Genomic DNA, 21,176 nt, shown 5'->3' with positions numbered 1-21,176 from the left:
TCACCGGGCGGAGCCCCTGGCGGCGCGTCAGGGGTTCAACTGTTGGTAGACGACGGTGGCCAGGGTCAGCAGCTCGGGGCGCGACAGCTGCCCGCTCAGCGCATAGCCAAAGCCTGCATCCGTCCAGTAAAAGCCAGGCACCGGGCCTTCCTGGGTGAACTGGAACGCGGTGGTGGGTGCTGCGATGGGTGCTACCGGCTTGGCCTTGTTATCGTTGGCCGGGTGGGTCGGTACGGGCGCCAGGGCGCCCAGGTACAGCGTGATGCGCTGGCCGGTGCTGTTCTGGTACATGAACTGTGCACGCACGCCGGTGTCGCCGGGCAACAACCGGCCGCCCACCAGCTCGTAGCCTTGCGCGCCCAGCGCGGGCACTTTGAGAGGGCGATCCAGCCGCTTGGACAGCCATTGCACTAGGTGGTCTTGCTGGGCGGCTGTGACCTCAACCGGGTGACGCACTTCGGGTTGGTACACCGCGTGGGCGACCGAGGCCTGTTGAGCGAAGCGCTGCGCTGGTCCGGCAACCGCCTGCATGGTGCCTTGGCCTGCCGCGATGGTTTTGCCGGACATCCCTGCGGGCCACTGGCTGCGTCCTGTCCAGCCTAGCACAAAGGCCAGCAGCACCGAAGCGGCCATCCCACCCCAACGCCACCACTGCGTGTGTTGCTCTCGCCGGTCTGTAGCACGCAACGCAGCGGCCAGCATGGCGTCGGGAACAGGGGCGTGGAGCATGTCCTGATGCAGGGCGTGCAGCCGTTGCCGCTGCGCCTGCCAGTGAGACATGGTGGTCTGAGCCGCCTCGTTGTCCCGCAGTTGCTCACGCAGCGCCTGGGCCTGCGCCGGCGGCAACTGGCCGTCCACAAGGGCATGCCAGGCGCTGGTTTCGTCAGCGCGTGGTGGGGGGGCAGGGCGGGTCGGGTCCATGGTGGAGGGGGATCGGGGTCTGGGGACTATTTGAGGCGGCGCAGTGCAGGCGCTGTGCCTGCTGCTGGGCCTGCCGGGGCGCCTTGTGCAGCCTGGGCGGGGCCCTGCGTGGGCTCACGGTCCATCAGTGCGCGCAGGCGCATGCGGGCCCGCGAGAGACGTGACATGACGGTGCCCACCGGAACGCCGAGGATGCGCGCAGTGTCTTCGTAGCTCATGTCCTCCATGGCGACCAGCAGCAGTACGGCCCGCTGGTCTGCTGGCAGGCGCTGCAGGCAGCGCTCAAGGTCCAGCGCATCGTCTGAGGGCTCGCGGGCCCCGGGCAGCTGGTCCTGAACGTCATCGATATCCACTGGCGCCAGCGCAGGCTGCGCGCGGCGCTGGTTGTGGTGCAGGTTGTGCATGAGCGTGAACAGCCATGCGCGCAGGTCAGTGCCGGTGCGCCATAGCAGCCATTTGCTGCAGGCCCGCTCCAGTGTGTCCTGCACCAGGTCGTCGGCGGCCCAGGCGTCCCCTGTCAACACCCGCGCGTAGCGGCGCAGGCCCGGCAGCTGTTCGATGACCTGGGTGCGGTTCATGCAGTGCGGAGCCTGTCCGGCTTTGAACGGGCTCTCAGGGCCGAGCGGTGTGCCAGACCTGGTTCACGCCATCACCCGTTTTGTCGCCTGGCTTGGTGTCCTTGATCCAGTAGTACAGGGGCTTGCCCTTGTAGGCCAGCTGGGTCTTGCCGTCGTCGCGGGTGATGACGCTGTAGTCGCCGCTGGGGGCCTTGCTGGCCATGAGCGGCGGCCAGTTGGTGGCGCAGGGGCCGTTGCACACCGATTTGCCGCTGCCCGTAGCGTCGCGGTCGAACGTGTAAAGCGTCATGCCGCCCGCGCCGACGAGTACGCCGTCCATGGTTTTCACGGGGCTGTCGGCCGCCATGGTGGAGCAGCCGGCAATGGCCAGGAACGCAGCAATGGACAGGATCTTTTTCATGGTTTCTCCAGGTAGAAGAGGGATTGCAGATAACGGCACATACCGCCTTGCACCTCCACAAACACAAGGGCGCGGAGGTTTATTCCACCACGCATGAAAAAAAGTCGCTTGCATCAAAACTGGCGCGGCTCCAACCAGCGCCCCCGCGAAAGGGCCGGAAGCGTCCCTTTTTGGGGGCAGGTGCGTAGCACCTCAGGGGGCTAACGATTCCTGCTCTTCATGGCGCGCTCCACTTCGCGCTTGCCTTCGCGGTCCTTGATGGTGTCGCGTTTGTCATGCTCTGCCTTGCCCTTGGCCAGTGCGATCTCGCATTTCACAAAGCCATTCTTCCAGTGCAGGTTGATGGGCACCAGGGTGTAGCCCTTTTGCTCGACCTTGCCAATCAGGCGCTTGATGTCATCCTTTTTGAGCAGCAGCTTCTTGGTGCGGGCCGATTCCGGGTTGACGTGGGTGGAGGCCGTCTTGAGCGGGAGGATCAGGCAGCCGAGCAGATACAGTTCGCCATCGCGGATCAGCACATAGCCGTCGGTAAGCTGGACTTTCCCCTCGCGCAGCGCCTTGACCTCCCAGCCGTGCAGCACCATGCCCGCCTCGTGGCGCTCTTCGAAGAAGTAGTTGTAGGCCGCCTTTTTGTTGTCGGCAATGCGGGAGGTGGGATCGGGTTTTTTGGCCATGTAGTTCAGATGCGGCGCCCTGCGGGAGATAAAAGATCTCCCTACATACAATTGTGGCCGTTCAGAGACCCGTGATTCTAGTTTCCCCGGCCCGCCTTTCTCGTCTGAAAGCCCCGCGCCTGCTGCCTGCATGAAAACCGTCCACAAGTCCGTCCTCATTTGGTACAGCCCCGAAGAGATGTTTGCCCTGGTCACTGGGGTGGAGCATTACCCCCAGTTCCTGCCCTGGTGCGACCGCGCTGCCGTGCTGGAGCAGACCAGTGACGGCATGACCGCTGAAGTGGGCATTGCGTTCAGCGGAATCCGCCAGACCTTTGTCACGCGCAACACCCATGAAGCGGGCAAGCGCGTACAGATGCATCTGGTGAACGGACCGTTTTCACGGCTGGATGGAGACTGGCACTTTCATGCCGTCGGGGACGGCACCCAGCGTGCGTGCAAGGTGGAGCTGCTGCTGAACTACGGGTTTGACAGTGCCGCATTGGCCACGCTGGTGGGGCCGGTGTTCGACCGCATTGCAGGCAGCATGGTGGACGCTTTCGTCAAGCGCGCGGAGCAGGTCTATGGCTGAGAGTGGGGCGGGTGCCTCAAAGACACTCACGATTACCGTCGTCGTCTGTCTGGGCCCGCGCGAGGTACGTGAGTGGACCCTGGATCTGCCGGTGGGCTCCACGGTGGCGGATGCCCTGCGCGCCAGCTGCGCCATTGCCGGGCCGCCCATGCCGGAGGCCGAGGGCACGCAAGCATTGGGTATTTGGGGTCGCCCCGCCCGGTTGGATGCAGTATTGCAACCGCTGGACCGCGTGGAAATCTACCGATCTTTGAAAGTGGACCCCAAGGTGGCACGCCGGGAGCGTTTTGCCCGCCAGGGGGCGCGCACCACGGGGCTTTTTGCGCGCCGCCGACCGGGGGGCAAGTCCGGCTATTGATGAGGCTGTGCTGATCCGCCCAAGGGCGGAGCGGCATGCCACTTAGCGCACGCAGTCGCTCGCAACGATGTCGTCGATGCGTTTGGCCTCGGCCGCGCGGGCGGGGCCGTCCAGGAAGATTTTTTCGCCTTGCGCATTGGCTTGCGTGATGGGCTTTCCGGCATCAAACGCTGCCTTGGCCGCGCGTGCACGTGTGCAGTTGTCGGCCTTGGCTTTGGCGATCTTTTCGTCCTCGGCCTTTTTCTTGGCGGCCTCGGCGGCCTCTGCCTGGGCCTTCTTCTCTTCCAGCTCCTTGTCCTTGCCGGCCCCCGGGGCGCTGGCTGCGGCCTTGGGGACTGCGGCTACTGCTGGCGTTGCACCCGCAGCCGCGTCGGAGGCAGCTGGCGCAGCAGGGGCTGCCGCACGTGCCGCGCGGTTGCCGCCCGGCTGCTTCAGGATGCTTTTTTCGGGAATATCGGGCGGTGGTGGGCGATCGCTGAAGACTTTGCGTCCGTCTTTGTCCGTCCACTGCCATTGCGCCGCCGCGCCCATGGCCCAGGTGCAGGCAACGGCCAGCAGGAGAAGCTTGTGCATTTTCATGCGGACAAGTTTATCCATGTGATTCCCCCCCCGCCAGTGCGTCGCATAGGGGTGGGCGCGTTTTTGCCACACGCGGCGCGGGTACAATCCGTTTTTTGGAGCTTTCTCATGCGCCTTCTTGGAAAAGCGCTCACCTTCGACGATGTGTTGCTGGTGCCAGCGTACTCCCAGGTCCTGCCCAAGGACACGTCCCTCGCGACGAAACTCTCCCGCAATATCCAGCTGAACCTGCCGCTCGTGTCCGCCGCCATGGACACTGTGACTGAAGCGCGTCTGGCCATCGCCATCGCCCAGGAGGGCGGCATCGGCATCGTGCACAAGAACCTCACCGCGCAAGAGCAGGCCGCCCATGTGGCCAAGGTCAAGCGCTATGAGTCCGGCGTGCTGCGCGACCCCGTGGTCATCACCCCTGAGCACACCGTGCTGCAGGTGTTGCAGCTGTCCGAGCAACTGGGCATTTCGGGCTTCCCCGTGTGCGACGGTGGCAAGGTGGTCGGCATCGTCACGGGCCGCGACCTGCGCTTTGAGACTCGCTACGACGTCAAGGTCCACCAGATCATGACCCCGCGCGAGAAGCTCATCACGGTCAATGAAAAAGAGGGCACGACGCCTGCTCAGGCCAAGGCGCTGCTCAACAAGCACAAGCTCGAACGCATCCTGGTCGTGAACGACGCCTTTGAGCTCAAGGGCCTGATCACGGTGAAGGACATCACCAAGCAAACCAGCTTCCCCAACGCTGCGCGCGATGCCGCAGGCCGCCTGCGCGTGGGTGCAGCGGTGGGTGTGGGCGAGGGGACTGAAGAACGTGTCGAAGCCCTCGTCAAGGCGGGTGTGGATGCCATCGTGGTGGATACGGCCCACGGCCACAGCAAGGGCGTGATCGACCGCGTGCGCTGGGTCAAGCAGAACTACCCGCAGATCGATGTGATCGGCGGCAACATCGCCACCGGCGCAGCCGCACTGGCGCTGGTCGAGGCTGGTGCTGATGCGGTCAAGGTTGGTATCGGCCCCGGCTCCATCTGCACCACCCGCATCGTGGCGGGCGTGGGCGTGCCCCAGATCATGGCGATCGACAGCGTGGCCACGGCCCTCAAGGGCACAGGCGTGCCGCTGATCGCTGACGGCGGCATCCGCTACAGCGGCGACATCGCCAAGGCCCTGGCTGCAGGTGCAGGCACGGTGATGATGGGCGGCATGTTTGCGGGCACCGAAGAAGCTCCCGGCGAGGTCATCCTGTTCCAGGGTCGCAGCTACAAGAGCTACCGCGGCATGGGCAGCATCGGCGCCATGCAACAGGGCAGCGCTGACCGCTACTTCCAGGAGTCCAGCACCGGCAACCCGAATGCCGACAAGCTCGTTCCAGAAGGTATCGAAGGCCGCGTGCCCTACAAGGGCTCGATGGTTTCCATCGTTTACCAGATGGCAGGCGGTGTGCGTGCCTCCATGGGTTATTGCGGCTGCGCCACCATCGAGGACATGAACAACAAGGCCGAGTTCGTCGAGATCACCACCGCCGGTATCCGCGAAAGCCATGTGCACGATGTGCAGATTACCAAGGAAGCGCCTAACTATCGCGCTGACTGATCGTTGTTGATCTAATCTGGCCTGATTGAAAAAATCTGGTCAGACTGATATAGTCTGGTCTGAATTCATTGTTCAGGCCAGACTTTTCTTTTTTGGGGTCCGCGTTTCCATGCAGTCCGTTGGTATCTACGAAGCCAAGAGCCGGTTCTCCGCCCTGATCGAGCTGGTCGAGCAGGGTGAAGAAGTGCGCATCACCCGCCACGGCAAAGAGGTGGTGCGCATGCTGCCCGTGCGTCGCCGGCCCGTGATCACCGACGAGCAGATCGCCCGCGAGCTGGGGCAGATTGACGCGCTGCATGCCACGGTTCGCCCCGCAGTCGGGGCGAACCCTACCGATACTTTGCGCTCCGCAGGCGAGGCCTTGGATGCCTTGCGCCGCAAGGGCCGGAGCACTGCATGACCGCCTTTGTCCTCGACGCCTCCGTCACCGCCGCCTGGCTGCTGCCCGACGCGGCCAGCGAACACACCCGCCGCCTGTACACCCTGATCCGCCGCGACGAGGTCGAACCCCAGGCCCCCAACCTGTGGCACTGGGAGTGCCACAACATCCTTGCCAGTGGCGTGCACAGTGGCCGTATCCCCGCAGCGTCCGTTGAAGGCTTGTGGGGCGTGCTCGAAGCCATCCGACATCGGGTGGAACTGCATGAGCTTGCACCTGCCCAGCACAAGGCCGTGCTGGACGTGGCATTGGAAACGGGCCTGCCTACTTTTGACGCCGCCTACCTGTGGCTCGCGCGCTCGCTGCGCCTTCCGCTGGCTACCTTCGACACTCAGCAGATCGCTGCCGCACGGCGCAGCGGTGTACCCCTTCTCGACCTTTCCAGCCTCTGACGGACCACCACCATGCAACACCAGAAAATCCTCATCCTCGATTTCGGCTCGCAAGTCACCCAGCTCATCGCGCGTCGCGTGCGTGAGGCCAACGTGTACTGCGAAGTGCACCCCTGTGACGTGACGGACGAGTGGGTGCGTGACTACGCCAAGGACGGTTCGCTCAAGGGCATCATTCTTTCGGGCAGCCACGCCAGTGTGTACGAGGACACCACCGACAAGGCCCCTCAGGCCGTGTTTGAACTGGGACTGCCCGTGCTGGGCATCTGCTATGGCATGCAGACCATGGCGCACCAGCTGGGCGGCAAGGTCGAAGGCGGCCACAAGCGCGAGTTCGGCTTTGCCGCCGTGCGCGCACGCGGTCACACAGCCTTGCTCAAGGACATTGCCGACTTCACCACCCCCGAAGGCCACGGCATGCTGAACGTGTGGATGAGCCACGGCGACAAGGTCACTGAGCTGCCCCCGGGCTTCAAGCTCATGGCCAGCACCGAGAGCTGCCCCATCGCCGGCATGGCCGACGAAGACCGCCGCTTCTATGCCGTGCAGTTCCACCCCGAAGTCACGCACACCGTGCAGGGCCGGGCGCTGCTGGATCGTTTTGTGCTCGGCATTTGTGGCACCTCGCCCGACTGGGTCATGCGCGACCACATCGCCGAGGCCGTCGAGCAGATCCGCCAGCAGGTGGGCGATGAGGAAGTGATCCTGGGTCTGTCGGGCGGTGTGGATTCGTCCGTTGCCGCAGCCCTGATCCACCGCGCCATCGGCGACCAGCTCACCTGCGTGTTTGTGGACCACGGCCTGCTGCGCCTGAACGAAGGCGACATGGTCATGGACATGTTCGTGGGCAAGCTGCACGCCAAGGTCATCCGCGTGGACGCCAGCGACCTGTTCTTGGGCAAGCTGGCAGGAGTCAGCGAGCCCGAACAAAAGCGCAAGATCATCGGTGGCCTGTTCGTGGATGTGTTCAAGGCCGAAGCCGCCAAGCTCAAGGCGGCAGGCAATGGCGCCAAGGGAGCCACGTTCCTGGCCCAGGGCACCATCTACCCCGACGTGATCGAATCCGGTGGCGCCAAGAGCAAGAAGGCCGTCACCATCAAGAGTCACCACAATGTGGGCGGCCTGCCCGAGCAGCTGGGCCTCAAGCTGCTGGAGCCGCTGCGCGACCTGTTCAAGGACGAAGTGCGCGAGCTTGGCGTGGCCCTGGGCTTGCCGCCCGAGATGGTCTACCGCCATCCCTTCCCCGGCCCCGGCTTGGGCGTGCGCATCTTGGGTGAAGTGAAGAAGGAATACGCCGACCTGTTGCGCCGCGCCGACGCGATCTTCATCGAAGAGTTGCGCAACTTTGTGGACGAGGCCAGCGGCAAGACTTGGTACGACCTCACCAGCCAGGCCTTCACCGTGTTCCTGCCCGTCAAGAGCGTGGGCGTGATGGGCGACGGCCGCACCTACGACTACGTGGTGGCCCTGCGCGCCGTGCAGACCAGCGATTTCATGACCGCCGACTGGGCCGAGCTGCCGTACGCGCTGCTTAAGAAGGTGTCGGGCCGCATCATCAACGAGGTGCGTGGCATCAACCGCGTGACCTACGACGTGAGCAGCAAGCCGCCAGCGACGATTGAGTGGGAGTGAGCAAGCGCTGATCGAAATACTGGTTATTTAGCCAGTATTGTTGCACAATGCGCCGGATCTTCCGGAGCTTTGTGTGCAATGTCCCAGCGTCACGATCTCTATTATTTTCTCTACCCTCCGCCGCTGGTTGCGGAGACGGCTAGGGAACTACTTCTGCGCGCCCAAGGGCCCCGTTGGCCGGGCAGAGCCGATCCAATGTCTTCGGATCGGCTGCACATCACCCTCCACGCCCTGGGGCGTTTTCTGAATGGCGTCCCTCGAGGGGTCATTGACTTGGCGCTGGCGGCGGGTAGCGCCATGGACTACGAACCGTTTGGGGTTCGCCTCAATGTGTTGCAGTCCCGGGGCGCCTTTGAAGCGGGGCCGATCCGTACCGTCGAGTTGGCGCCGCAAGCGGGCGCCGCGCGTGACTTGCGAGAGTTTCAACATGCGCTCGGCAACACAATGCGCCGCATGGGGTTTGCGGAAACCCAAATCCGCAGCCATTTCCAACCGCACATGACTTTGCACTACAAGCACAAACGCATCGACCGCATGGTTGTTGATCCTGTTGCGTGGACGGTGATGCAGTTTGCCTTGGTAGACAGCCTCTACGGCCTTAGCCGGCATGACGTGCTTGCGCGCTGGTCCTTGAAGGCGCGGCAGCAGGCGTTTCTTGACTGGTGATGTAGCGAAGCATGTGGATGCCCGTGCGCACTCGCTGTGCAGCAGCGTCGTGCGAAAGCTTCCGCGGCTACCATCCCCTTAAGGCATCTGCTTTCTCATTTCTTCATGACGACACCTCACGATTTCTGGCCCCGTAGTGGTTTCCAAACGCTGGACCACGACGCGCGTGGCTGGCTGATTCCCACCGATGAATACCTGCGTTGGCTCCTGGCCCGACCGGAGCTGGCGCTGGTGCCGGAGTCGTGCGCTGCTGAGATCGCGCTGCATGAGTCGCTGAAGGTGTCGCCCGCGCGGGTGGTCACCGCTACGGAGCTGGCTGCTTTGCAGGACGACGACGCCCGTGAGAACTACACCGTGTTCCTGCGCTTCCGTGATGGCCTGCTGGCGGCTGGCACGCTGGAGGCGTATTACCTGCAGCTCATGCGCGGTGGGGCGGTGAACGTGCCAGCCGTGTTCATCGACGCCGTGGTGCAGGCCCTGTTGCGCAATGTGCTGGATGACTGCAACGACGCCTTTGAGGCCCGCGCTGCCGAGATGCTGTTTCGGCCTCAGCGCATCACTTTGCAAGACGGGCAAATGCTGGCAGGCGACCGGGCGACGCTGGACATGCTCAATGAGACGGCGGGCCTGGGCGAGGTGGGGCGCTTGTTGCTGCAAAGCGGCGCACTGCAGCCCACGGCGCAGGTCAAGGTGCTATCGGCCGACAATCCGGCGCAATATTGGCAGGAGAGTGACCGCCACCACTTTCTGCTCGACCTGACCCACGAGCTGACGCAGGACCTGAGCTATGGCCTGACCTTCAAGATGACCCGTGCACGCTCAGGCCTGAAAGCCCTGGCCCGTGTGCTGGAGAGCTGGGTGGCGCATCTGCTGGGCGTGCAGGTGCAGATCGAGCCTGTGCACCAGGTCACCGACAGCGCGTGGCGCTGGCATGTGGGGCTGGATGTGGAGTCCACTGCCATCCTCAACGACCTGTACCAGGACCGCCCGGTGGAGGCCGAGCGCATGCAGCGCCTAGTGAGCCTGTTCACCCTGACCTTTGCCAACCCCGCCGAGATGCGTGCCGATGTGGTGGGCAAGCCGGTGTACCTGGGGCTCGCGACCAACGCGGAGGGCGTGGTGCGCATCAAACCACAGAACCTACTGCTCAATCTGCCGTTGGCATCTGTGTCCTGAATGCTATTGAATCAATAGCTGCTAGCGCTTTATCTGCAAGCGCTAGCGGCTGATTTGATTCAATTTTTCTGTGGTGAGGCCGGTGCTGAGCCCTTTGAACAGGTTCTTACCCAATCGTCATCAGGCTGGCGTTGCCCCCGGCTGCGGCGGTGTTCACGCTCAGGGCCCGTTCAATGAGCAGGCGCTCCAGCGGGATGTCCACCGCGCCGGGCGGCAGCGCTGTCACGCCCACGATAGGGCCGGGGCGCTGTGCCAGGGCGGTGCATACCGTCTGCAAGGCCGAGGCATCGCCGTGGTGCAGCACGGCGTCCAGTGCGACGGCAGCGTTGCCCAGAGCGTTGTCTTGTAGCGTGACCTGGGCCTGCACCTGCGTGGGCAGCTGGGCATGCAGGCTGGCCTGGGCGCTGGGCCACAGGGCGGTGCCCCCACTGGCGAGCACGGCGGCCGTCTGCACCAGCAGGTCGTCCGCGCTGGGGGCCAGGCACAGAACACGGGCGCGGGGGGCCAGGGTGTAGACATTGCGCTCGCCCGTGGGGCCGGGCAGGGTGCGGGCGGTGCCGCTCTGTGTTTCTCGCGCAAAACGCTGGCAGTGGCCCGCCAGGGCCAGGTTGCCCTGGTGGTGCGCCCATTGCTGCAAGGTGCCCAGCGAGGCCAGCTGGCGCTCGCGCCGCTCGGTGTCGGGCGGGCTGGTGCGGTCGGCCTCGGCCAAGCTGCGCGGCAGCGCATCGGCTGGACGCTGCGACAGCAGGCGCAGCAGGTACAGCGGCCCGCCGGCCTTGGGGCCCGTGCCCGACAGGCCTTCGCCACCAAAGGGCTGCACGCCCACCACGGCGCCGACCATGTTGCGGTTCACGTACACGTTGCCCGCATGGGCGCGGTGGACCACGCGGGCAATGGTTTCGTCGATGCGGGTGTGCACGCCTTGTGTGAGGCCGTAGCCGGTGGCATTGATCTGGTCCAGCAGCTGGTCCAGGTCGTTGCGCGCATAGCGCACCAAGTGCAGCACGGGGCCAAAGACTTCGCGCTGCAGCTCGCCGATGTGGTTCAGTTCGATCAGGGTAGGGGGCACAAAGGTGCCCGGTGCGCTGACTACGGAAACGTGATTCGGGTGCTGGAACACGCGATGGCCTTGGGCCTTGAATTTTTCGATGTGATGGGTGATGCCTGCCTGCGCCTCGGCGTCAATGACAGGGCCCACATCCACACGCAGCTCGGCAGGGTTGCCCACGCGCAGCTCACCCATGGCGCCTTGCAGCATCTCGACCACGCGGTCGGCGGCTTCTTCCTGCACGCACAGCACGCGCAGTGCCGAGCAGCGCTGGCCTGCGCTGTCAAAGGCGGACGACACCGCATCGCCCACCACCTGTTCCACCAGCGCGGACGAGTCCACGATCATCGCGTTCTGCCCACCCGTTTCGGCAATCAGCGGGATGGGGCGGCCTGCGGCATCCAGCCGCCCGGCCACCGTGCGCTGCAGGATGCGGGCGACTTCGGTGGAGCCCGTGAACATCACACCCATCACGCGCTCATCGCCAATCAGGCGCGCGCCCACGGTCTCGCCCTGGCCGGGCAGCAGTTGCACTGCTGCGCGGGGCACACCGGCCCGCCACAGCAGGCGCACAGCCTCGGCGGCGATCAGCGGGGTCTGCTCTGCCGGCTTGGCCAGCACGGGGTTGCCTGCGGCCAAAGCTGCGGCCACCTGGCCCATGAAGATGGCGAGAGGGAAGTTCCAGGGGCTGATGCAGGCCACGGGGCCCAGCGGGATGTGGGTGGCGTTGTCGAAGGTGCTTTGCACCTGTGCGGCGTAGTAGCGCAGGAAGTCCACGGCTTCGCGCACTTCCGCCACGGCGTTGCTGGCGCTCTTGCCGGCTTCGCGCATCAGCAGGCCCAGCAGGGGCTGCATGCGGGCTTCCAGCAGATTGGCTGTGCGTAGCAGCACGGCGGCGCGCTCTGCGGGCGGCGTGGCGGCCCAGGGGACTGCGGCGGCCTGGGCGTGGGCCAGGGCTTGGTCTACATCAGTGGTGGTGGCTTCTTGCACCTGGCCCACCACGTCGTTGTGGTTGGCGGGGTTGCGCACGGGTTGGGTGGGGCCTGCGGGCACCTCGGCGGCCAGCAGGGGCGCTGCCGTCCAGGCGTGGCTTGCCGTGGCTTGCAGGGTGGTGGCCAGCTCGGTCAGTGTGTTTTCGTTCGACAAGTCCAGCCCGCGTGAGTTGCTGCGGTAGGCGCCGTACAGCGCTGCTGGCAGCGGAATGCGCGGGTGGGGCAGGGCGGCAGTGCCTTCGGTGGCAGCTTGCTGGTCCACTACCTGCACGGGGCTTTTCACCAACTCATCCAGCGCAATGGTTTCGTCGGCAATGCGGTTCACGAACGAGGTGTTGGCGCCGTTCTCCAGCAGGCGACGAACTAGGTAGGCCAGCAGAGTTTCGTGCGTGCCCACTGGGGCGTAGATGCGGCACGGGCGGCCGAGTTTGCCCGCAGTGATAGCACCCACCACCTGCTCATACAGCGGCTCGCCCATGCCGTGCAGGCACTGAAACTCATACTGCCCCGCGAAGTAGTTGCTGCCTGCCAGTTGGTAGATGGTGGCTACTGTCTCGGCGTTGTGGGTGGCGAACTGGGGGTACACGGCCTCGGGTGCCGCCAGCAGCTTGCGTGCGCAGGCGATGTAAGAAATGTCGGTGTGCACCTTGCGGGTGTAGACGGGGTAGTCCTCCAGGCCATCGACCTGGGCGCGCTTGATTTCGCTGTCCCAGTACGCGCCTTTGACCAGGCGCACCATCAGGCGGCGCTGGGTGCGGCGGGCCAAGTCCACCACATAGTCGATGACGAAGGGGCAGCGCTTTTGGTAGGCCTGGATGACAAAGCCAATGCCGTTCCAGCCCGCCAGCGTGGGCTCGTGGCACAGGCGCTCCAGCAGGTCCAGCGACAGCTCCAACCGGTCGGTTTCTTCGGCGTCGATGTTCAGGCCGATGTCGTATTGCTTGGCCAGCGCCGTGAGGCGCAGCACCAGCGGGTACAGCTCGTCCATCACCCGACCAAACTGCGCGCGGCTGTAGCGCGGGTGCAGGGCCGAGAGCTTGATGGAGATGCCAGGCCCTTCGTAAATGCCGCGCCCGGCAGAGGCCTTGCCAATCGCGTGGATGGCCTGCTCGTAAGAGGCGTAGTAGTGCTTGGCATCTTCGCTGGTCAGCGCGGCCTCACCCAGCATGTCGTACGAATAGCGAAAGCCCTCGGTCTCCATGGTGCGGGCGTTGCGCAGGGCTTCGTCAATGGTTTCGCCGGTCACGAACTGCTCGCCCATCATGCGCATGGCCATGTCCACGCCCTTGCGGATCAGCGGCTCGCCGCCCTTGCCGATCAGGCGGCTGAGCGAGTTGCCCAGGCTGCTCTCGCTGTGGGTGGCCACCAGCTTGCCGGTAATCAGCAGGCCCCAGGTGGCGGCGTTGACGAACAGCGAAGGGCTCTTGCCCAGGTGGGCATCCCACTGGCCGTTGCTGATCTTGTCGCGGATGAGCGCGTCGCGTGTGGCCTTGTCGGGGATGCGCAGCAGGGCCTCGGCCAGGCACATCAGCGCCACGCCTTCTTGCGACGACAGCGAGAACTCCTGCAGCAGCCCCTGCACGATGCCCGCACGCCCAGCGCTGGCCTTTCGTTCGCGCAGTGCCTTGGCAATGCGCAGGGCCAGTTGCTCCGCCGCTGCGGCTTGATCGGCAGGCAGGCGGGCCTGGGCCAGCAGCGGGGCCAGGGCCTCGGGCTCGGGGCGGCGGGTGGCGGCGGTGATCGCGGCGCGCAGCGGGTTGGAGAGCGGTGTACGGGGCGCGAAGTCTGCAAACAGGGCGGAGGGCTGCGTCATGGCGGTGTCTTTCAGGTAGTGGGCGGGGCCCAACACAGGGGAAAGTGTTGGTTGGGCGCGTTATTGGCGATGATCCTTGGGTTGAAGATGAATAAATGGTCGAAAATTGGCATTGAAGCCGAATAAATATCTAAGCAACATGCAAACAGAACCCGATCTGGACCGGATTGACCGCAAGATCCTGTCAATCCTGCAGGAAGACGGCCGCATTGCCAACCTCAAGCTGGCCGAGGCGGTGGCCCTGTCGCCCACCGCCGTGCTGGCGCGCGTGCAGCGCCTCACGCGCGATGGCTTTATCCTGGGCTACGAGGCACGGCTCAATCCGCTCCAGCTGGGCGCGGGCATGCTGGTGTTTGTGGAGGTGCTGCTGGACCGCACCACCCCCAATGTGTTCGACCAGTTCAAGGCCGCTGTGCAGGTGCACCCCGAGATCATGGAATGCCACATGGTGGCGGGCGGGTTCGACTACCTGCTCAAAACCCGCTCGGCCGACATGAACGCCTACCGCGTGTTTGCGGGCAATGTGCTGTGGCAGCTGCCGGGCGTGCGCGAGACGCGCACCTATGCGGTGATGGAGGAGGTCAAGCACACCAACCATCTGTATCTGCGCTGACTGCACACCATGCACTACGCACCGGATTGGCGGTGTCTGCAGAAGCCCGCATAATTCCCAACAGATCTGCTTGCATGAGGAGCCACACCGTGACCGCTTTCCCCTATGCCGCTGCAGCCCTGGTGGCTGCCCTGTTCAACCAGACGGCCTCTGCGTCCTGCTACGTCGTCTATGGCCCCGACAAGGACATCGTGTACCGCGCCCCAGTGCCTCCGGTGGACATGTCGCGCGAGATCCATGAAACGCTGCCGCTGGTGGCGCCGGGCTCCACCCTGGTTTTTTCGCCGAGCAATTTTGGCTGCGAACTCACCATCAACAAGCTGCCGCTCACGGCGGTGTCCGCGCCCGGTGGCATGCGGCCTGCGCGCGCTGACCGGGGCTGAAACGGCCAGTACGCACGGGGCGCGGCCTGTGGGCATGCCGCGCCTGAGACAATCGGGAGATGAGCGAACCGAAAGAACTATCCCCCTCGTTTGAACCCACCGAGCAGAATTCCCAAAGTGACCTGCCCGAAGGCTGGCTGCATGTCCAGTCCATGGACCTTGACGCCCAGGGCGTGGCCCGCAAGCCCGATGGCAAGGTGGTCTTCATCGACGGTGCCCTGCCATTCGAGCTGGTCACCGCCAACACCCACCGCAAGAAGAACAACTGGGAGCAGGCCAGCCTGGTAGCGATCCACCGCGAATCGTCCCAGCGCGTGCGGCCGGACTGCCCCCACTTTGGCCTGCACGCAGGCGCCTGTGGCGGCTGCAAGATGCAGCACTTGCATGTAGGTGCCCAGGTCGCCGTCAAGCAGCGGGTGCTGGAGGACAACCTCTGGCACCTGGGCAAGGTCAAGGCCGAAACCATGCTGCGTCCCATCGAGGGGCCCGCTTGGGGCTACCGCTACCGTGCCCGCCTGGCCGTGCGCCACGTGATCAAGAAAGGCCAGGTGCTGGTGGGCTTTCATGAGCGCAAGAGCCGTTACATCGCCGACATGCAGACCTGCAAGATCCTGCCGCCGCATGTCGACGCGATGCTGATGCCGCTGCGTGCCCTGATTGCCAGCCTGGATGCGCGCGACACCTGCCCGCAGATCGAGCTGGCTTGCGGTGACACCGTGACCGCGCTGGTGCTGCGCCACCTGGAGCCGCTGAGCGCTGGCGACATCGCCCAGCTGCGCGCCTTTGCGGCGGAGCACCACGTGCAATGGTGGCTGCAGCCCAAGGGACCGGACACCGTGAAGCTGCTGGACGAGGGCGGCGAGCGGCTGTCGTACGCACTGCCGGACTTTGGCATCACCATGCCGTTCAAGCCCACGGACTTCACCCAGGTGAACCCGCACATCAACCGTGTGCTGGTGAGCCGGGCGCTGCGCCTGCTGGATGTGCAACCGCACGAGCGCGTGATCGACTGGTTCTGCGGCCTGGGTAACTTTACGCTGCCGCTGGCCACGCAGGCCCGTGAGGTACTGGGCATTGAGGGCAGCGAGGCCCTGGTGGCCCGCTCGCGTGAGAACTATGCATTGAATCAGGCCCAGGCGCCGGACCATAAAGCGCTGGCAGCTACTGATTTTGTAGCGCGCAACCTCTTCGAGATGACGCCCGAGATGCTGGTTGCCGACGGCGCCGCCGACAAGTGGCTGGTGGACCCGCCACGCGAAGGGGCGTTTGCGCTGGCCAAGGCGCTGGCCGACATCGAGCAGGCCCGCATTGGCGCCGAGGGCGCTGGCCCGTTGCCCGCAGGGGCCGAGGGCTGGACACCCCCGAAGCGCATTGTGTACGTGAGCTGCAACCCGGCCACCCTGGCGCGCGACGCGGGGCTGTTGGTCCATCTGGCCGGCTACCGGTGCACGGCGGCAGGCATGATCAACATGTTCCCGCACACGGCCCACGTGGAGAGCATGGCGGTGTTCGAGCGCGTCTGAGAGGCCGTTAGAAAGATGGTGCGCGGAGGGTTCAGTCCTCCGTCCCCCGGGCGTCACGTCAGCTGCGGTTGCGGCTGGCGGCGGGGTCGCGGGGTTCGGTTTCGATGTCGGGCGCGCGTTCACTGCGTTCGGGCTTTTCCACCTTGCCCAGCACCGAGGGCGTGCCCTCGATCTTGTTCTCACGCATGTAGGCGTCCATGTCCTTCCAGCCTGCAAACACCGACGCCTTGGAGGCCTTGGGGTTGAGGGTGTAGCAGTCTTCCAGTCCCCGCAGTGCGTGGCGGCAGGCACCGCCAATGGCCTTGGCCTCGGAGTCGCGTTGCGCCACGCGGGGGTCAGGGCCCAGGCCGGGGATCTTGTCGCAGCCCGCAAGCAGCAGCAGGCCCGCCAGAACCATCAGGCGCAATGCGGTGGAGGGACTTTGTGGATACATGTACTTGCATTATCGGCACACTGGCCGCGCTATTGAGGCCTGATCCAGGGGCGGGGCCCACAAAAAAGGCTCCCGAGGGAGCCTTTTGATGGAGGTCAAGGGACTGGCAGGGCTCAGTCGCGTTCGCCGCCCATGATGCCCAGCAGGGCCAGCAGGCTCTGGAACACGTTGAAGATGTCCAGGTACAGGGCCAGCGTGGCGCTGATGTAGTTGGTTTCGCCGCCGTCCAGGATCTGCTTCAGGTCGTACAGCATATAGGCGCTGAAGATACCGATGGCCAGCATCGAGATCACCATCATGCCCACGCCGGAGCCAACGAACACATTGATGATGCCGCCGACCATGAGCACCAGCGCGCCCACCATCAGCCACTTGCCCATGCCCGACAGGTCACGCTTGATGACGCTGGCCAGGCTGGCCATCACGAAGAACACACCGGCCGTGCCGGCGAAGGCCGTCATGATGAGATCGGTGCCGTTCTTGAAGCCCAGCACCATGCCGATCATGCGTGACAGCATCAGGCCCATGAAGAACGTGAAGGCCAGCAGCACGGGCACGCCAGCGGCCGAGCGCTTGGTCTTTTCGATGGCGAACATGAAGCCGAACGCGCCACCCAAGAACACGATCAGGCCCAGGCCGCCTGTCAGCGAGCGGGTGATGCCGGTGGCCACGCCGATCCAGGCGCCCAGCACCGTGGGGATCATGCTCAGGGCCAGCAGCCAATACGTATTGCGAAGCACCTTGTGGCGCTCTTCCTGCGAGATGCCATAGCCCGCAGAGTGGCCCAGGGTGGTGACTTGGTCATTCATCTTGTGTCTCTCCTTGTTGGCCTGCACGACGCAGACACGACAAATTCTAGATGGTGACGCTTTTTTGCTTTCCAATGACCGCATCCGGTCGCCTACTTTTGGTAAGGATACTTTCACCCTGGCTGGGGGCAACGGCGCGGGGGATGCCGGTATGCTCAGTCCTCTTTGTGTGCCGGGTCGGCCTGTTTGGCCCGGCTTCCTCCCCATCTTTCGGATCTCTCCATGAAAACCAAGCACGAACTCGAACTGGCCGACGTCAAGGCCGTGGCCGCCGCCGCTGAAGCCGAAGCGCTCAAGAATAACTGGGCCGTGACCATTGCCATCGTGGACGATGGCGGCCACCTGCTGTGGCTGCAGCGCCTGGACGGTGCAGCGGCGGTGTCGTCGCACATCGCGCCTTCCAAGGCCCGCACGGCCGCTCTGGGCCGCCGCGAAAGCAAGGTCTATGAGGACATCGTCAATGGTGGCCGCACGGCCTTCCTGAGCGCGCCCACCATTGACGGCCTGCTCGAAGGCGGCGTGCCGATCATGAAGGACGGCCAGTGCCTGGGTGCCGTGGGCGTGAGCGGCGTAAAGTCCACCGAAGATGCGCAGATCGCCCGCGCGGGCATTGCAGCCCTGGGCCTCTGATTCGGGTGCTCCCGGCAGGAATTACAGTTGCTCTCATTTTGATAGCTGTAAGCGCATATTCAACTAGCGCGTGAGGCTGAAAACGCTTCAAAACTCATTGAAAGCATAAAAAAACCGGCCTCTGTGCCGGTTTTTTGTTGGCGGGGTCGGGGGCAGCAAAAAAAGCCTGGCTACGCGGGCGCAAACCCTTTGGCTGGCAAAAACGACCCTTTCGAGCTTGTTGCAAGCCCGGGAGTCGCCCCACGATGAAACTATTTGGTCAGGATGAGCTTGCCCAGCTTGGTGGCCTGCAGGCGGTACACCGAGCCGTTGTGGCTGATGGCGACCGTCTTGTGGCCTTGCAGCAGCACGCTGCTGTCCAGCGCGGCGGAGGCGCCCTGCGCGCCGGACGACGATGCCTCGCCAGATACCGGGGCGCCCGTCGGGTCGGCGGACGCAGTGCGGCGGAGCGGGGCGGAGGTCAGGGAGGCTTGCATGGAGGTTTCCTGGGTCATTGCAGTGCGTTTTGTTAATGATAACGATTCGCAATTACAAGTCAAGCGAACGGTGTGTTTCTTTTTGTTCCTGGGTCTGGCCCGCATCAGGCCCAAGGGCGGGGCTCTGTGCGCTGCGGGCACCGGGTAAGCAGGCGATGAGCCCGCTGCAAAGTTCAACCTCTTTGCCGCCCGCCAGCGCGTCCCTCATGGGTAGGCTGGCAGGACGCGCAGGGGGCTGCAGGTAGCTGTCGCCGTGCCTTTACTGCCCTTGTGGGTCCGTCACAAACCCGATCTTGCGCACCCCCGCGCGCTGCGCGGCGGCCATGGCTTGAGCCACGAATTCGTAGCGCACGTTCTTATCGCCACGGATGTGCAGGTCCGGCTGGGGCTCCTTGGCGGCCTCGGCTTGCAGGCGGGGGAAGAGTTCTTCTTCGGACACCTGCGATTCGTTCCAGAAGAACTTGCCATCGGCCGACACCGACAGGCGCACGGTCTCGGGCTTGACGTTCTCGGGCTGGTTGGTGGCACGGGGCAGGTCCACGTTCACCGCGTGTTTCATCACCGGCACGGTGATGATGAAGATGATGAGCAGCACCAGCATGACGTCCACCAGGGGCGTCATGTTGATCTCGTTCATCACGTCATCGGTGTCGTCTTGGGTTCCAAAGGCCATGGCTTAGCTGCCTTTCTTCATGGGCAGTACCTTGCCCGGCTCGCCAGCGTTCACGCGGGCGCCGGTCACAAAGTAGGCGTGCAGGTCATGGGCAAAGCTGTTCAGGCCGTTCAGGATGGACTTGTTGCCGCGCACCAGCGCGTTGTAGCCCAGCACCGCCGGGATGGCCACGGCCAGGCCCAGGGCGGTCATGATCAGCGCCTCGCCGATGGGGCCGGCCACCTTGTCGATGGTGGATTGGCCCGATGTGCCGATGGCCAGCAGCGCATGGTAGATGCCCCACACGGTGCCAAACAGGCCGATGAACGGGGCGGTGGAGCCCACCGACGCCAGGATGGCCAGTCCCGAGGACAGGCGGGCGGTGAACTCGTCGATGCAGTTGCGCAGGCAGCGGGTCACCCAGTCGCTCACGTCCAGGCTGTCGTGCAGATGGGCCTTGGTATTGCGGTGGTGGGCGGTGGCTTCGCGGCCCTCCAGCGCCAGGTGGCGGAAGGGGTTGGTCGGGTCGGCGCCCAGCTTGGTCAGGCCAGCGGCAAAGTCTTCGCTGTGCCAGAAGTCCTGGGCGGCGCGGGCGTGTTTCTTGAACTTGATGATGTCCAGCGCCTTGATGAGGATGACGATCCACGAGGCCAGCGACATGGCCAGCAGCAGGATGGCGACGGCGCGGGTGACAAAGTCACCCTGGATCCAGACGTTGGCGATGCCGAATTGCGATTCCATGAAAACTCCCTGAGCGGTGATTGGTTTATTCGAGAACAAAGTTGACGGGGACGAGGTTCCACATGGCCTCGGGCACGCCGTTGCGTTTGCCGGGCACAAAGCGCCAGCGCATCACGGCGTCCTGGGCCTGGCGGTCCAGCCGGTCAAAGCCGCTGGACTTGTTGACCTCGACCTTCTGCGGCACGCCGTCGGTGCCGATGAGCACCCGCAGCACCACCTTGCCTTGCTCGCCCATGCGTTTGCTGATGGCGGGGTAGCTGGGCTTGGGGTTGTTGAGATAGGCCGCGTCGCTGGACGGCAGCTCGATCTTGGGCGGTGCAGGGGGTGCCGGTGGCGCAGGCGCGGGGGCCGGGGGCGCCACGGGCGCCTCAATGGGCGGCGCGGGCGGCTGGGGCGTGGTGATGCCCGTGGGGGCATTGGGCGCCGGCGTGGGGTCGGCAATGGCCACCGGCATCGGGGCCGGGCGGGGCGCGGCCTTGGGGGCGGGCTTGGGCGGTGGAGGAGGGGCCGGTGGCGGTGGGGTGACCTTGGGCGGGGCGGGTGGTGCGATGAATTCGCTGAGCAGCTCGGCCGGCACGATCACCTCTGCCGCCTTGCGCACCAGGCCGGATTGCAGGGCCCAGATGCCCGCCACATGCAGCGCCACCACGGAGCCGACGATCACGGCATTGCGGCTCACACCGCCTGGGGGGGCGAAACGATCAGGGTGAGACATAAAAAGAAAGGAAGGGCAACGCCGACCCAAAGCATAGGGCCGACGTTGCCGGGTAAACCCGGATTATTTGCGAAAGATCCACCAAGCCGATCCTGCGACCAGGATCAGGCTGCCTGCGAGGGTTGAGAGGAGTTCCATGACTTGCTTTCCAGGATGGAGCTGGCAAGCTGGATCGCCTGTGGCGCCGCGTCGTTGCGCAAGGCGGCTACCGGTTGCGAAGCACTGCACTGCGCCACCACGTCGCGGGCGCAGCTTTCGCAGCATCCGCATTGGGTGGCCACGCCCAGCTCGAACTGGATCTCATCGAAGCTCATGCCGGCACGGGCATGGCGGGCAATCTCACGGTCCGAAACCCGGCGGCAAACACAGACGATCATG

25 protein-coding genes are annotated in these 21,176 nt (G+C 64.7%); 12 read left to right on the top strand and 13 right to left on the bottom strand.

Features of this window, described 5'->3' with window-relative positions; genetic code table 11:
* Positions 1-27: 27 nt before the first annotated feature.
* From ASD94_RS17845 to smpB, 4 genes are all read right to left on the bottom strand, one after another.
* Positions 28-921: an anti-sigma factor gene (locus ASD94_RS17845; protein WP_056645660.1), complete on the bottom strand. Its 894-nt coding sequence runs from the start codon at positions 919-921 to the stop codon at positions 28-30.
* Between the two features lie 26 nt (positions 922-947).
* On the bottom strand, positions 948-1,499 hold the full coding sequence (locus tag ASD94_RS17840; protein ID WP_056645657.1) for a sigma-70 family RNA polymerase sigma factor: 552 nt from the start codon (positions 1,497-1,499) through the stop codon (positions 948-950).
* A gap of 34 nt (positions 1,500-1,533) precedes the next feature.
* Positions 1,534-1,899 (bottom strand): hypothetical protein, encoded by a 366-nt coding sequence (locus ASD94_RS17835; protein ID WP_056645654.1) that lies wholly within the window; start codon positions 1,897-1,899, stop codon positions 1,534-1,536.
* A 200-nt stretch (positions 1,900-2,099) separates the two neighbouring features.
* A complete protein-coding gene (gene smpB / locus ASD94_RS17830) occupies positions 2,100-2,573 on the bottom strand; it encodes an SsrA-binding protein SmpB (RefSeq protein WP_056645651.1) in 474 nt (157 codons plus the stop codon).
* A gap of 130 nt (positions 2,574-2,703) precedes the next feature.
* Here smpB and ASD94_RS17825 point away from each other — a divergent pair, with 130 nt between their 5' ends.
* Together ASD94_RS17825 and ASD94_RS17820 are read left to right on the top strand one after the other, a co-directional pair.
* Positions 2,704-3,144, top strand: a complete 441-nt coding sequence (locus ASD94_RS17825) for a type II toxin-antitoxin system RatA family toxin (RefSeq protein WP_056645647.1) — start codon at positions 2,704-2,706, stop codon at positions 3,142-3,144.
* Positions 3,137-3,502, top strand: coding sequence for an RnfH family protein (locus tag ASD94_RS17820; protein ID WP_056645645.1), 366 nt, complete (start codon positions 3,137-3,139; stop codon positions 3,500-3,502). Before ASD94_RS17825 ends, ASD94_RS17820 begins: the two co-directional genes overlap by 8 nt.
* A gap of 42 nt (positions 3,503-3,544) precedes the next feature.
* Here the strand turns inward: ASD94_RS17820 and ASD94_RS17815 are convergent, their stop codons facing one another.
* On the bottom strand, positions 3,545-4,081 hold the full coding sequence (locus tag ASD94_RS17815; protein WP_056645641.1) for a DUF4124 domain-containing protein: 537 nt from the start codon (positions 4,079-4,081) through the stop codon (positions 3,545-3,547).
* A 108-nt stretch (positions 4,082-4,189) separates the two neighbouring features.
* Here ASD94_RS17815 and guaB point away from each other — a divergent pair, with 108 nt between their 5' ends.
* From guaB to ASD94_RS17785, 6 genes are all read left to right on the top strand, one after another.
* Positions 4,190-5,665, top strand: coding sequence for an IMP dehydrogenase (gene guaB / locus ASD94_RS17810; protein ID WP_056645638.1), 1,476 nt, complete (start codon positions 4,190-4,192; stop codon positions 5,663-5,665).
* 109 nt (positions 5,666-5,774) lie between these two features.
* Entirely contained in the window at positions 5,775-6,065 is a 291-nt protein-coding gene (locus ASD94_RS17805) for a type II toxin-antitoxin system Phd/YefM family antitoxin (protein ID WP_056645636.1), read from the top strand.
* Positions 6,062-6,496, top strand: coding sequence for a type II toxin-antitoxin system VapC family toxin (locus ASD94_RS17800; protein ID WP_056645632.1), 435 nt, complete (start codon positions 6,062-6,064; stop codon positions 6,494-6,496). Before ASD94_RS17805 ends, ASD94_RS17800 begins: the two co-directional genes overlap by 4 nt.
* A gap of 12 nt (positions 6,497-6,508) precedes the next feature.
* On the top strand, positions 6,509-8,128 hold the full coding sequence (gene guaA / locus ASD94_RS17795; protein ID WP_056645629.1) for a glutamine-hydrolyzing GMP synthase: 1,620 nt from the start codon (positions 6,509-6,511) through the stop codon (positions 8,126-8,128).
* 195 nt (positions 8,129-8,323) lie between these two features.
* On the top strand, positions 8,324-8,794 hold the full coding sequence (locus ASD94_RS17790) for a 2'-5' RNA ligase family protein (protein ID WP_056645626.1): 471 nt from the start codon (positions 8,324-8,326) through the stop codon (positions 8,792-8,794).
* Between the two features lie 105 nt (positions 8,795-8,899).
* The gene (locus ASD94_RS17785) at positions 8,900-9,970 is read left to right on the top strand and encodes a DUF6352 family protein (RefSeq protein ID WP_056645623.1); all 1,071 of its coding nucleotides are present in this window, start codon (positions 8,900-8,902) and stop codon (positions 9,968-9,970) included.
* Between the two features lie 106 nt (positions 9,971-10,076).
* Here ASD94_RS17785 and putA read toward each other — a convergent pair whose 3' ends face one another.
* Positions 10,077-13,823 (bottom strand): trifunctional transcriptional regulator/proline dehydrogenase/L-glutamate gamma-semialdehyde dehydrogenase, encoded by a 3,747-nt coding sequence (putA, locus tag ASD94_RS17780; protein WP_056645620.1) that lies wholly within the window; start codon positions 13,821-13,823, stop codon positions 10,077-10,079.
* Between the two features lie 139 nt (positions 13,824-13,962).
* On the opposite strand from putA, the gene ASD94_RS17775 reads away from it, so the two are divergent.
* The 3 genes from ASD94_RS17775 to rlmD all read left to right on the top strand — a co-directional run bounded on the left by ASD94_RS17775 (position 13,963) and on the right by rlmD (position 16,342).
* Entirely contained in the window at positions 13,963-14,436 is a 474-nt protein-coding gene (locus ASD94_RS17775; RefSeq protein WP_056645619.1) for an Lrp/AsnC ligand binding domain-containing protein, read from the top strand.
* Between the two features lie 89 nt (positions 14,437-14,525).
* Positions 14,526-14,819 (top strand): hypothetical protein, encoded by a 294-nt coding sequence (locus ASD94_RS17770; RefSeq protein WP_199226337.1) that lies wholly within the window; start codon positions 14,526-14,528, stop codon positions 14,817-14,819.
* 59 nt (positions 14,820-14,878) lie between these two features.
* Entirely contained in the window at positions 14,879-16,342 is a 1,464-nt protein-coding gene (gene rlmD, locus ASD94_RS17765) for a 23S rRNA (uracil(1939)-C(5))-methyltransferase RlmD (protein ID WP_056645613.1), read from the top strand.
* Between the two features lie 58 nt (positions 16,343-16,400).
* Here the strand turns inward: rlmD and ASD94_RS17760 are convergent, their stop codons facing one another.
* Positions 16,401-16,775: a hypothetical protein gene (locus ASD94_RS17760; protein WP_056645610.1), complete on the bottom strand. Its 375-nt coding sequence runs from the start codon at positions 16,773-16,775 to the stop codon at positions 16,401-16,403.
* Between the two features lie 113 nt (positions 16,776-16,888).
* Complete coding sequence (locus tag ASD94_RS17755; protein WP_015014565.1) at positions 16,889-17,584, bottom strand: Bax inhibitor-1/YccA family protein; 696 nt, start codon at positions 17,582-17,584, stop codon at positions 16,889-16,891.
* 222 nt (positions 17,585-17,806) lie between these two features.
* Here ASD94_RS17755 and ASD94_RS17750 point away from each other — a divergent pair, with 222 nt between their 5' ends.
* Positions 17,807-18,214, top strand: coding sequence for a heme-binding protein (locus ASD94_RS17750; RefSeq protein WP_056645607.1), 408 nt, complete (start codon positions 17,807-17,809; stop codon positions 18,212-18,214).
* Between the two features lie 251 nt (positions 18,215-18,465).
* Here the strand turns inward: ASD94_RS17750 and hemP are convergent, their stop codons facing one another.
* The 5 genes from hemP to ASD94_RS17725 all read right to left on the bottom strand — a co-directional run bounded on the left by hemP (position 18,466) and on the right by ASD94_RS17725 (position 21,175).
* The gene (hemP, locus tag ASD94_RS17745; protein WP_056645986.1) at positions 18,466-18,690 is read right to left on the bottom strand and encodes a hemin uptake protein HemP; all 225 of its coding nucleotides are present in this window, start codon (positions 18,688-18,690) and stop codon (positions 18,466-18,468) included.
* Between the two features lie 259 nt (positions 18,691-18,949).
* Positions 18,950-19,363 carry a biopolymer transporter ExbD gene (locus ASD94_RS17740; RefSeq protein WP_015014562.1) on the bottom strand — a complete coding sequence of 138 codons (414 nt, stop codon included), beginning with the start codon at positions 19,361-19,363 and terminating at the stop codon, positions 18,950-18,952.
* Between the two features lie 3 nt (positions 19,364-19,366).
* Positions 19,367-20,083 carry a MotA/TolQ/ExbB proton channel family protein gene (locus tag ASD94_RS17735; RefSeq protein WP_015014561.1) on the bottom strand — a complete coding sequence of 239 codons (717 nt, stop codon included), beginning with the start codon at positions 20,081-20,083 and terminating at the stop codon, positions 19,367-19,369.
* A gap of 25 nt (positions 20,084-20,108) precedes the next feature.
* On the bottom strand, positions 20,109-20,798 hold the full coding sequence (locus ASD94_RS17730) for an energy transducer TonB (protein WP_056063828.1): 690 nt from the start codon (positions 20,796-20,798) through the stop codon (positions 20,109-20,111).
* 104 nt (positions 20,799-20,902) lie between these two features.
* Positions 20,903-21,175 carry a bacterioferritin-associated ferredoxin gene (locus tag ASD94_RS17725; RefSeq protein WP_015014559.1) on the bottom strand — a complete coding sequence of 91 codons (273 nt, stop codon included), beginning with the start codon at positions 21,173-21,175 and terminating at the stop codon, positions 20,903-20,905.
* Position 21,176 lies beyond the last annotated feature (1 nt).

The organism is Acidovorax sp. Root70 (genome assembly GCF_001428225.1).
Taxonomy (GTDB): domain Bacteria; phylum Pseudomonadota; class Gammaproteobacteria; order Burkholderiales; family Burkholderiaceae_C; genus Acidovorax.
This window is presented reverse-complemented; position numbering and strand designations above follow the sequence as displayed.

What these genes read in the sequence shown, in the direction of transcription:
- ASD94_RS17845 (WP_056645660.1), bottom strand. Translation starts at nt 921, where the DNA reads ATGGACCCGACCCGCCCTGCCCCCCCACCACGCGCTGACGAAACCAGC.
- ASD94_RS17840 (WP_056645657.1), bottom strand. Translation starts at nt 1,499, where the DNA reads ATGAACCGCACCCAGGTCATCGAACAGCTGCCGGGCCTGCGCCGCTAC.
- ASD94_RS17835 (WP_056645654.1), bottom strand. Translation starts at nt 1,899, where the DNA reads ATGAAAAAGATCCTGTCCATTGCTGCGTTCCTGGCCATTGCCGGCTGC.
- smpB (WP_056645651.1), bottom strand. Translation starts at nt 2,573, where the DNA reads ATGGCCAAAAAACCCGATCCCACCTCCCGCATTGCCGACAACAAAAAG.
- ASD94_RS17825 (WP_056645647.1), top strand. Translation starts at nt 2,704, where the DNA reads ATGAAAACCGTCCACAAGTCCGTCCTCATTTGGTACAGCCCCGAAGAG.
- ASD94_RS17820 (WP_056645645.1), top strand. Translation starts at nt 3,137, where the DNA reads ATGGCTGAGAGTGGGGCGGGTGCCTCAAAGACACTCACGATTACCGTC.
- ASD94_RS17815 (WP_056645641.1), bottom strand. Translation starts at nt 4,081, where the DNA reads ATGAAAATGCACAAGCTTCTCCTGCTGGCCGTTGCCTGCACCTGGGCC.
- guaB (WP_056645638.1), top strand. Translation starts at nt 4,190, where the DNA reads ATGCGCCTTCTTGGAAAAGCGCTCACCTTCGACGATGTGTTGCTGGTG.
- ASD94_RS17805 (WP_056645636.1), top strand. Translation starts at nt 5,775, where the DNA reads ATGCAGTCCGTTGGTATCTACGAAGCCAAGAGCCGGTTCTCCGCCCTG.
- ASD94_RS17800 (WP_056645632.1), top strand. Translation starts at nt 6,062, where the DNA reads ATGACCGCCTTTGTCCTCGACGCCTCCGTCACCGCCGCCTGGCTGCTG.
- guaA (WP_056645629.1), top strand. Translation starts at nt 6,509, where the DNA reads ATGCAACACCAGAAAATCCTCATCCTCGATTTCGGCTCGCAAGTCACC.
- ASD94_RS17790 (WP_056645626.1), top strand. Translation starts at nt 8,324, where the DNA reads ATGTCTTCGGATCGGCTGCACATCACCCTCCACGCCCTGGGGCGTTTT.
- ASD94_RS17785 (WP_056645623.1), top strand. Translation starts at nt 8,900, where the DNA reads ATGACGACACCTCACGATTTCTGGCCCCGTAGTGGTTTCCAAACGCTG.
- putA (WP_056645620.1), bottom strand. Translation starts at nt 13,823, where the DNA reads ATGACGCAGCCCTCCGCCCTGTTTGCAGACTTCGCGCCCCGTACACCG.
- ASD94_RS17775 (WP_056645619.1), top strand. Translation starts at nt 13,963, where the DNA reads ATGCAAACAGAACCCGATCTGGACCGGATTGACCGCAAGATCCTGTCA.
- rlmD (WP_056645613.1), top strand. Translation starts at nt 14,879, where the DNA reads ATGAGCGAACCGAAAGAACTATCCCCCTCGTTTGAACCCACCGAGCAG.
- ASD94_RS17760 (WP_056645610.1), bottom strand. Translation starts at nt 16,775, where the DNA reads ATGTATCCACAAAGTCCCTCCACCGCATTGCGCCTGATGGTTCTGGCG.
- ASD94_RS17755 (WP_015014565.1), bottom strand. Translation starts at nt 17,584, where the DNA reads ATGAATGACCAAGTCACCACCCTGGGCCACTCTGCGGGCTATGGCATC.
- ASD94_RS17750 (WP_056645607.1), top strand. Translation starts at nt 17,807, where the DNA reads ATGAAAACCAAGCACGAACTCGAACTGGCCGACGTCAAGGCCGTGGCC.
- hemP (WP_056645986.1), bottom strand. Translation starts at nt 18,690, where the DNA reads ATGCAAGCCTCCCTGACCTCCGCCCCGCTCCGCCGCACTGCGTCCGCC.
- ASD94_RS17740 (WP_015014562.1), bottom strand. Translation starts at nt 19,363, where the DNA reads ATGGCCTTTGGAACCCAAGACGACACCGATGACGTGATGAACGAGATC.
- ASD94_RS17735 (WP_015014561.1), bottom strand. Translation starts at nt 20,083, where the DNA reads ATGGAATCGCAATTCGGCATCGCCAACGTCTGGATCCAGGGTGACTTT.
- ASD94_RS17730 (WP_056063828.1), bottom strand. Translation starts at nt 20,798, where the DNA reads ATGTCTCACCCTGATCGTTTCGCCCCCCCAGGCGGTGTGAGCCGCAAT.
- ASD94_RS17725 (WP_015014559.1), bottom strand. Translation starts at nt 21,175, where the DNA reads ATGATCGTCTGTGTTTGCCGCCGGGTTTCGGACCGTGAGATTGCCCGC.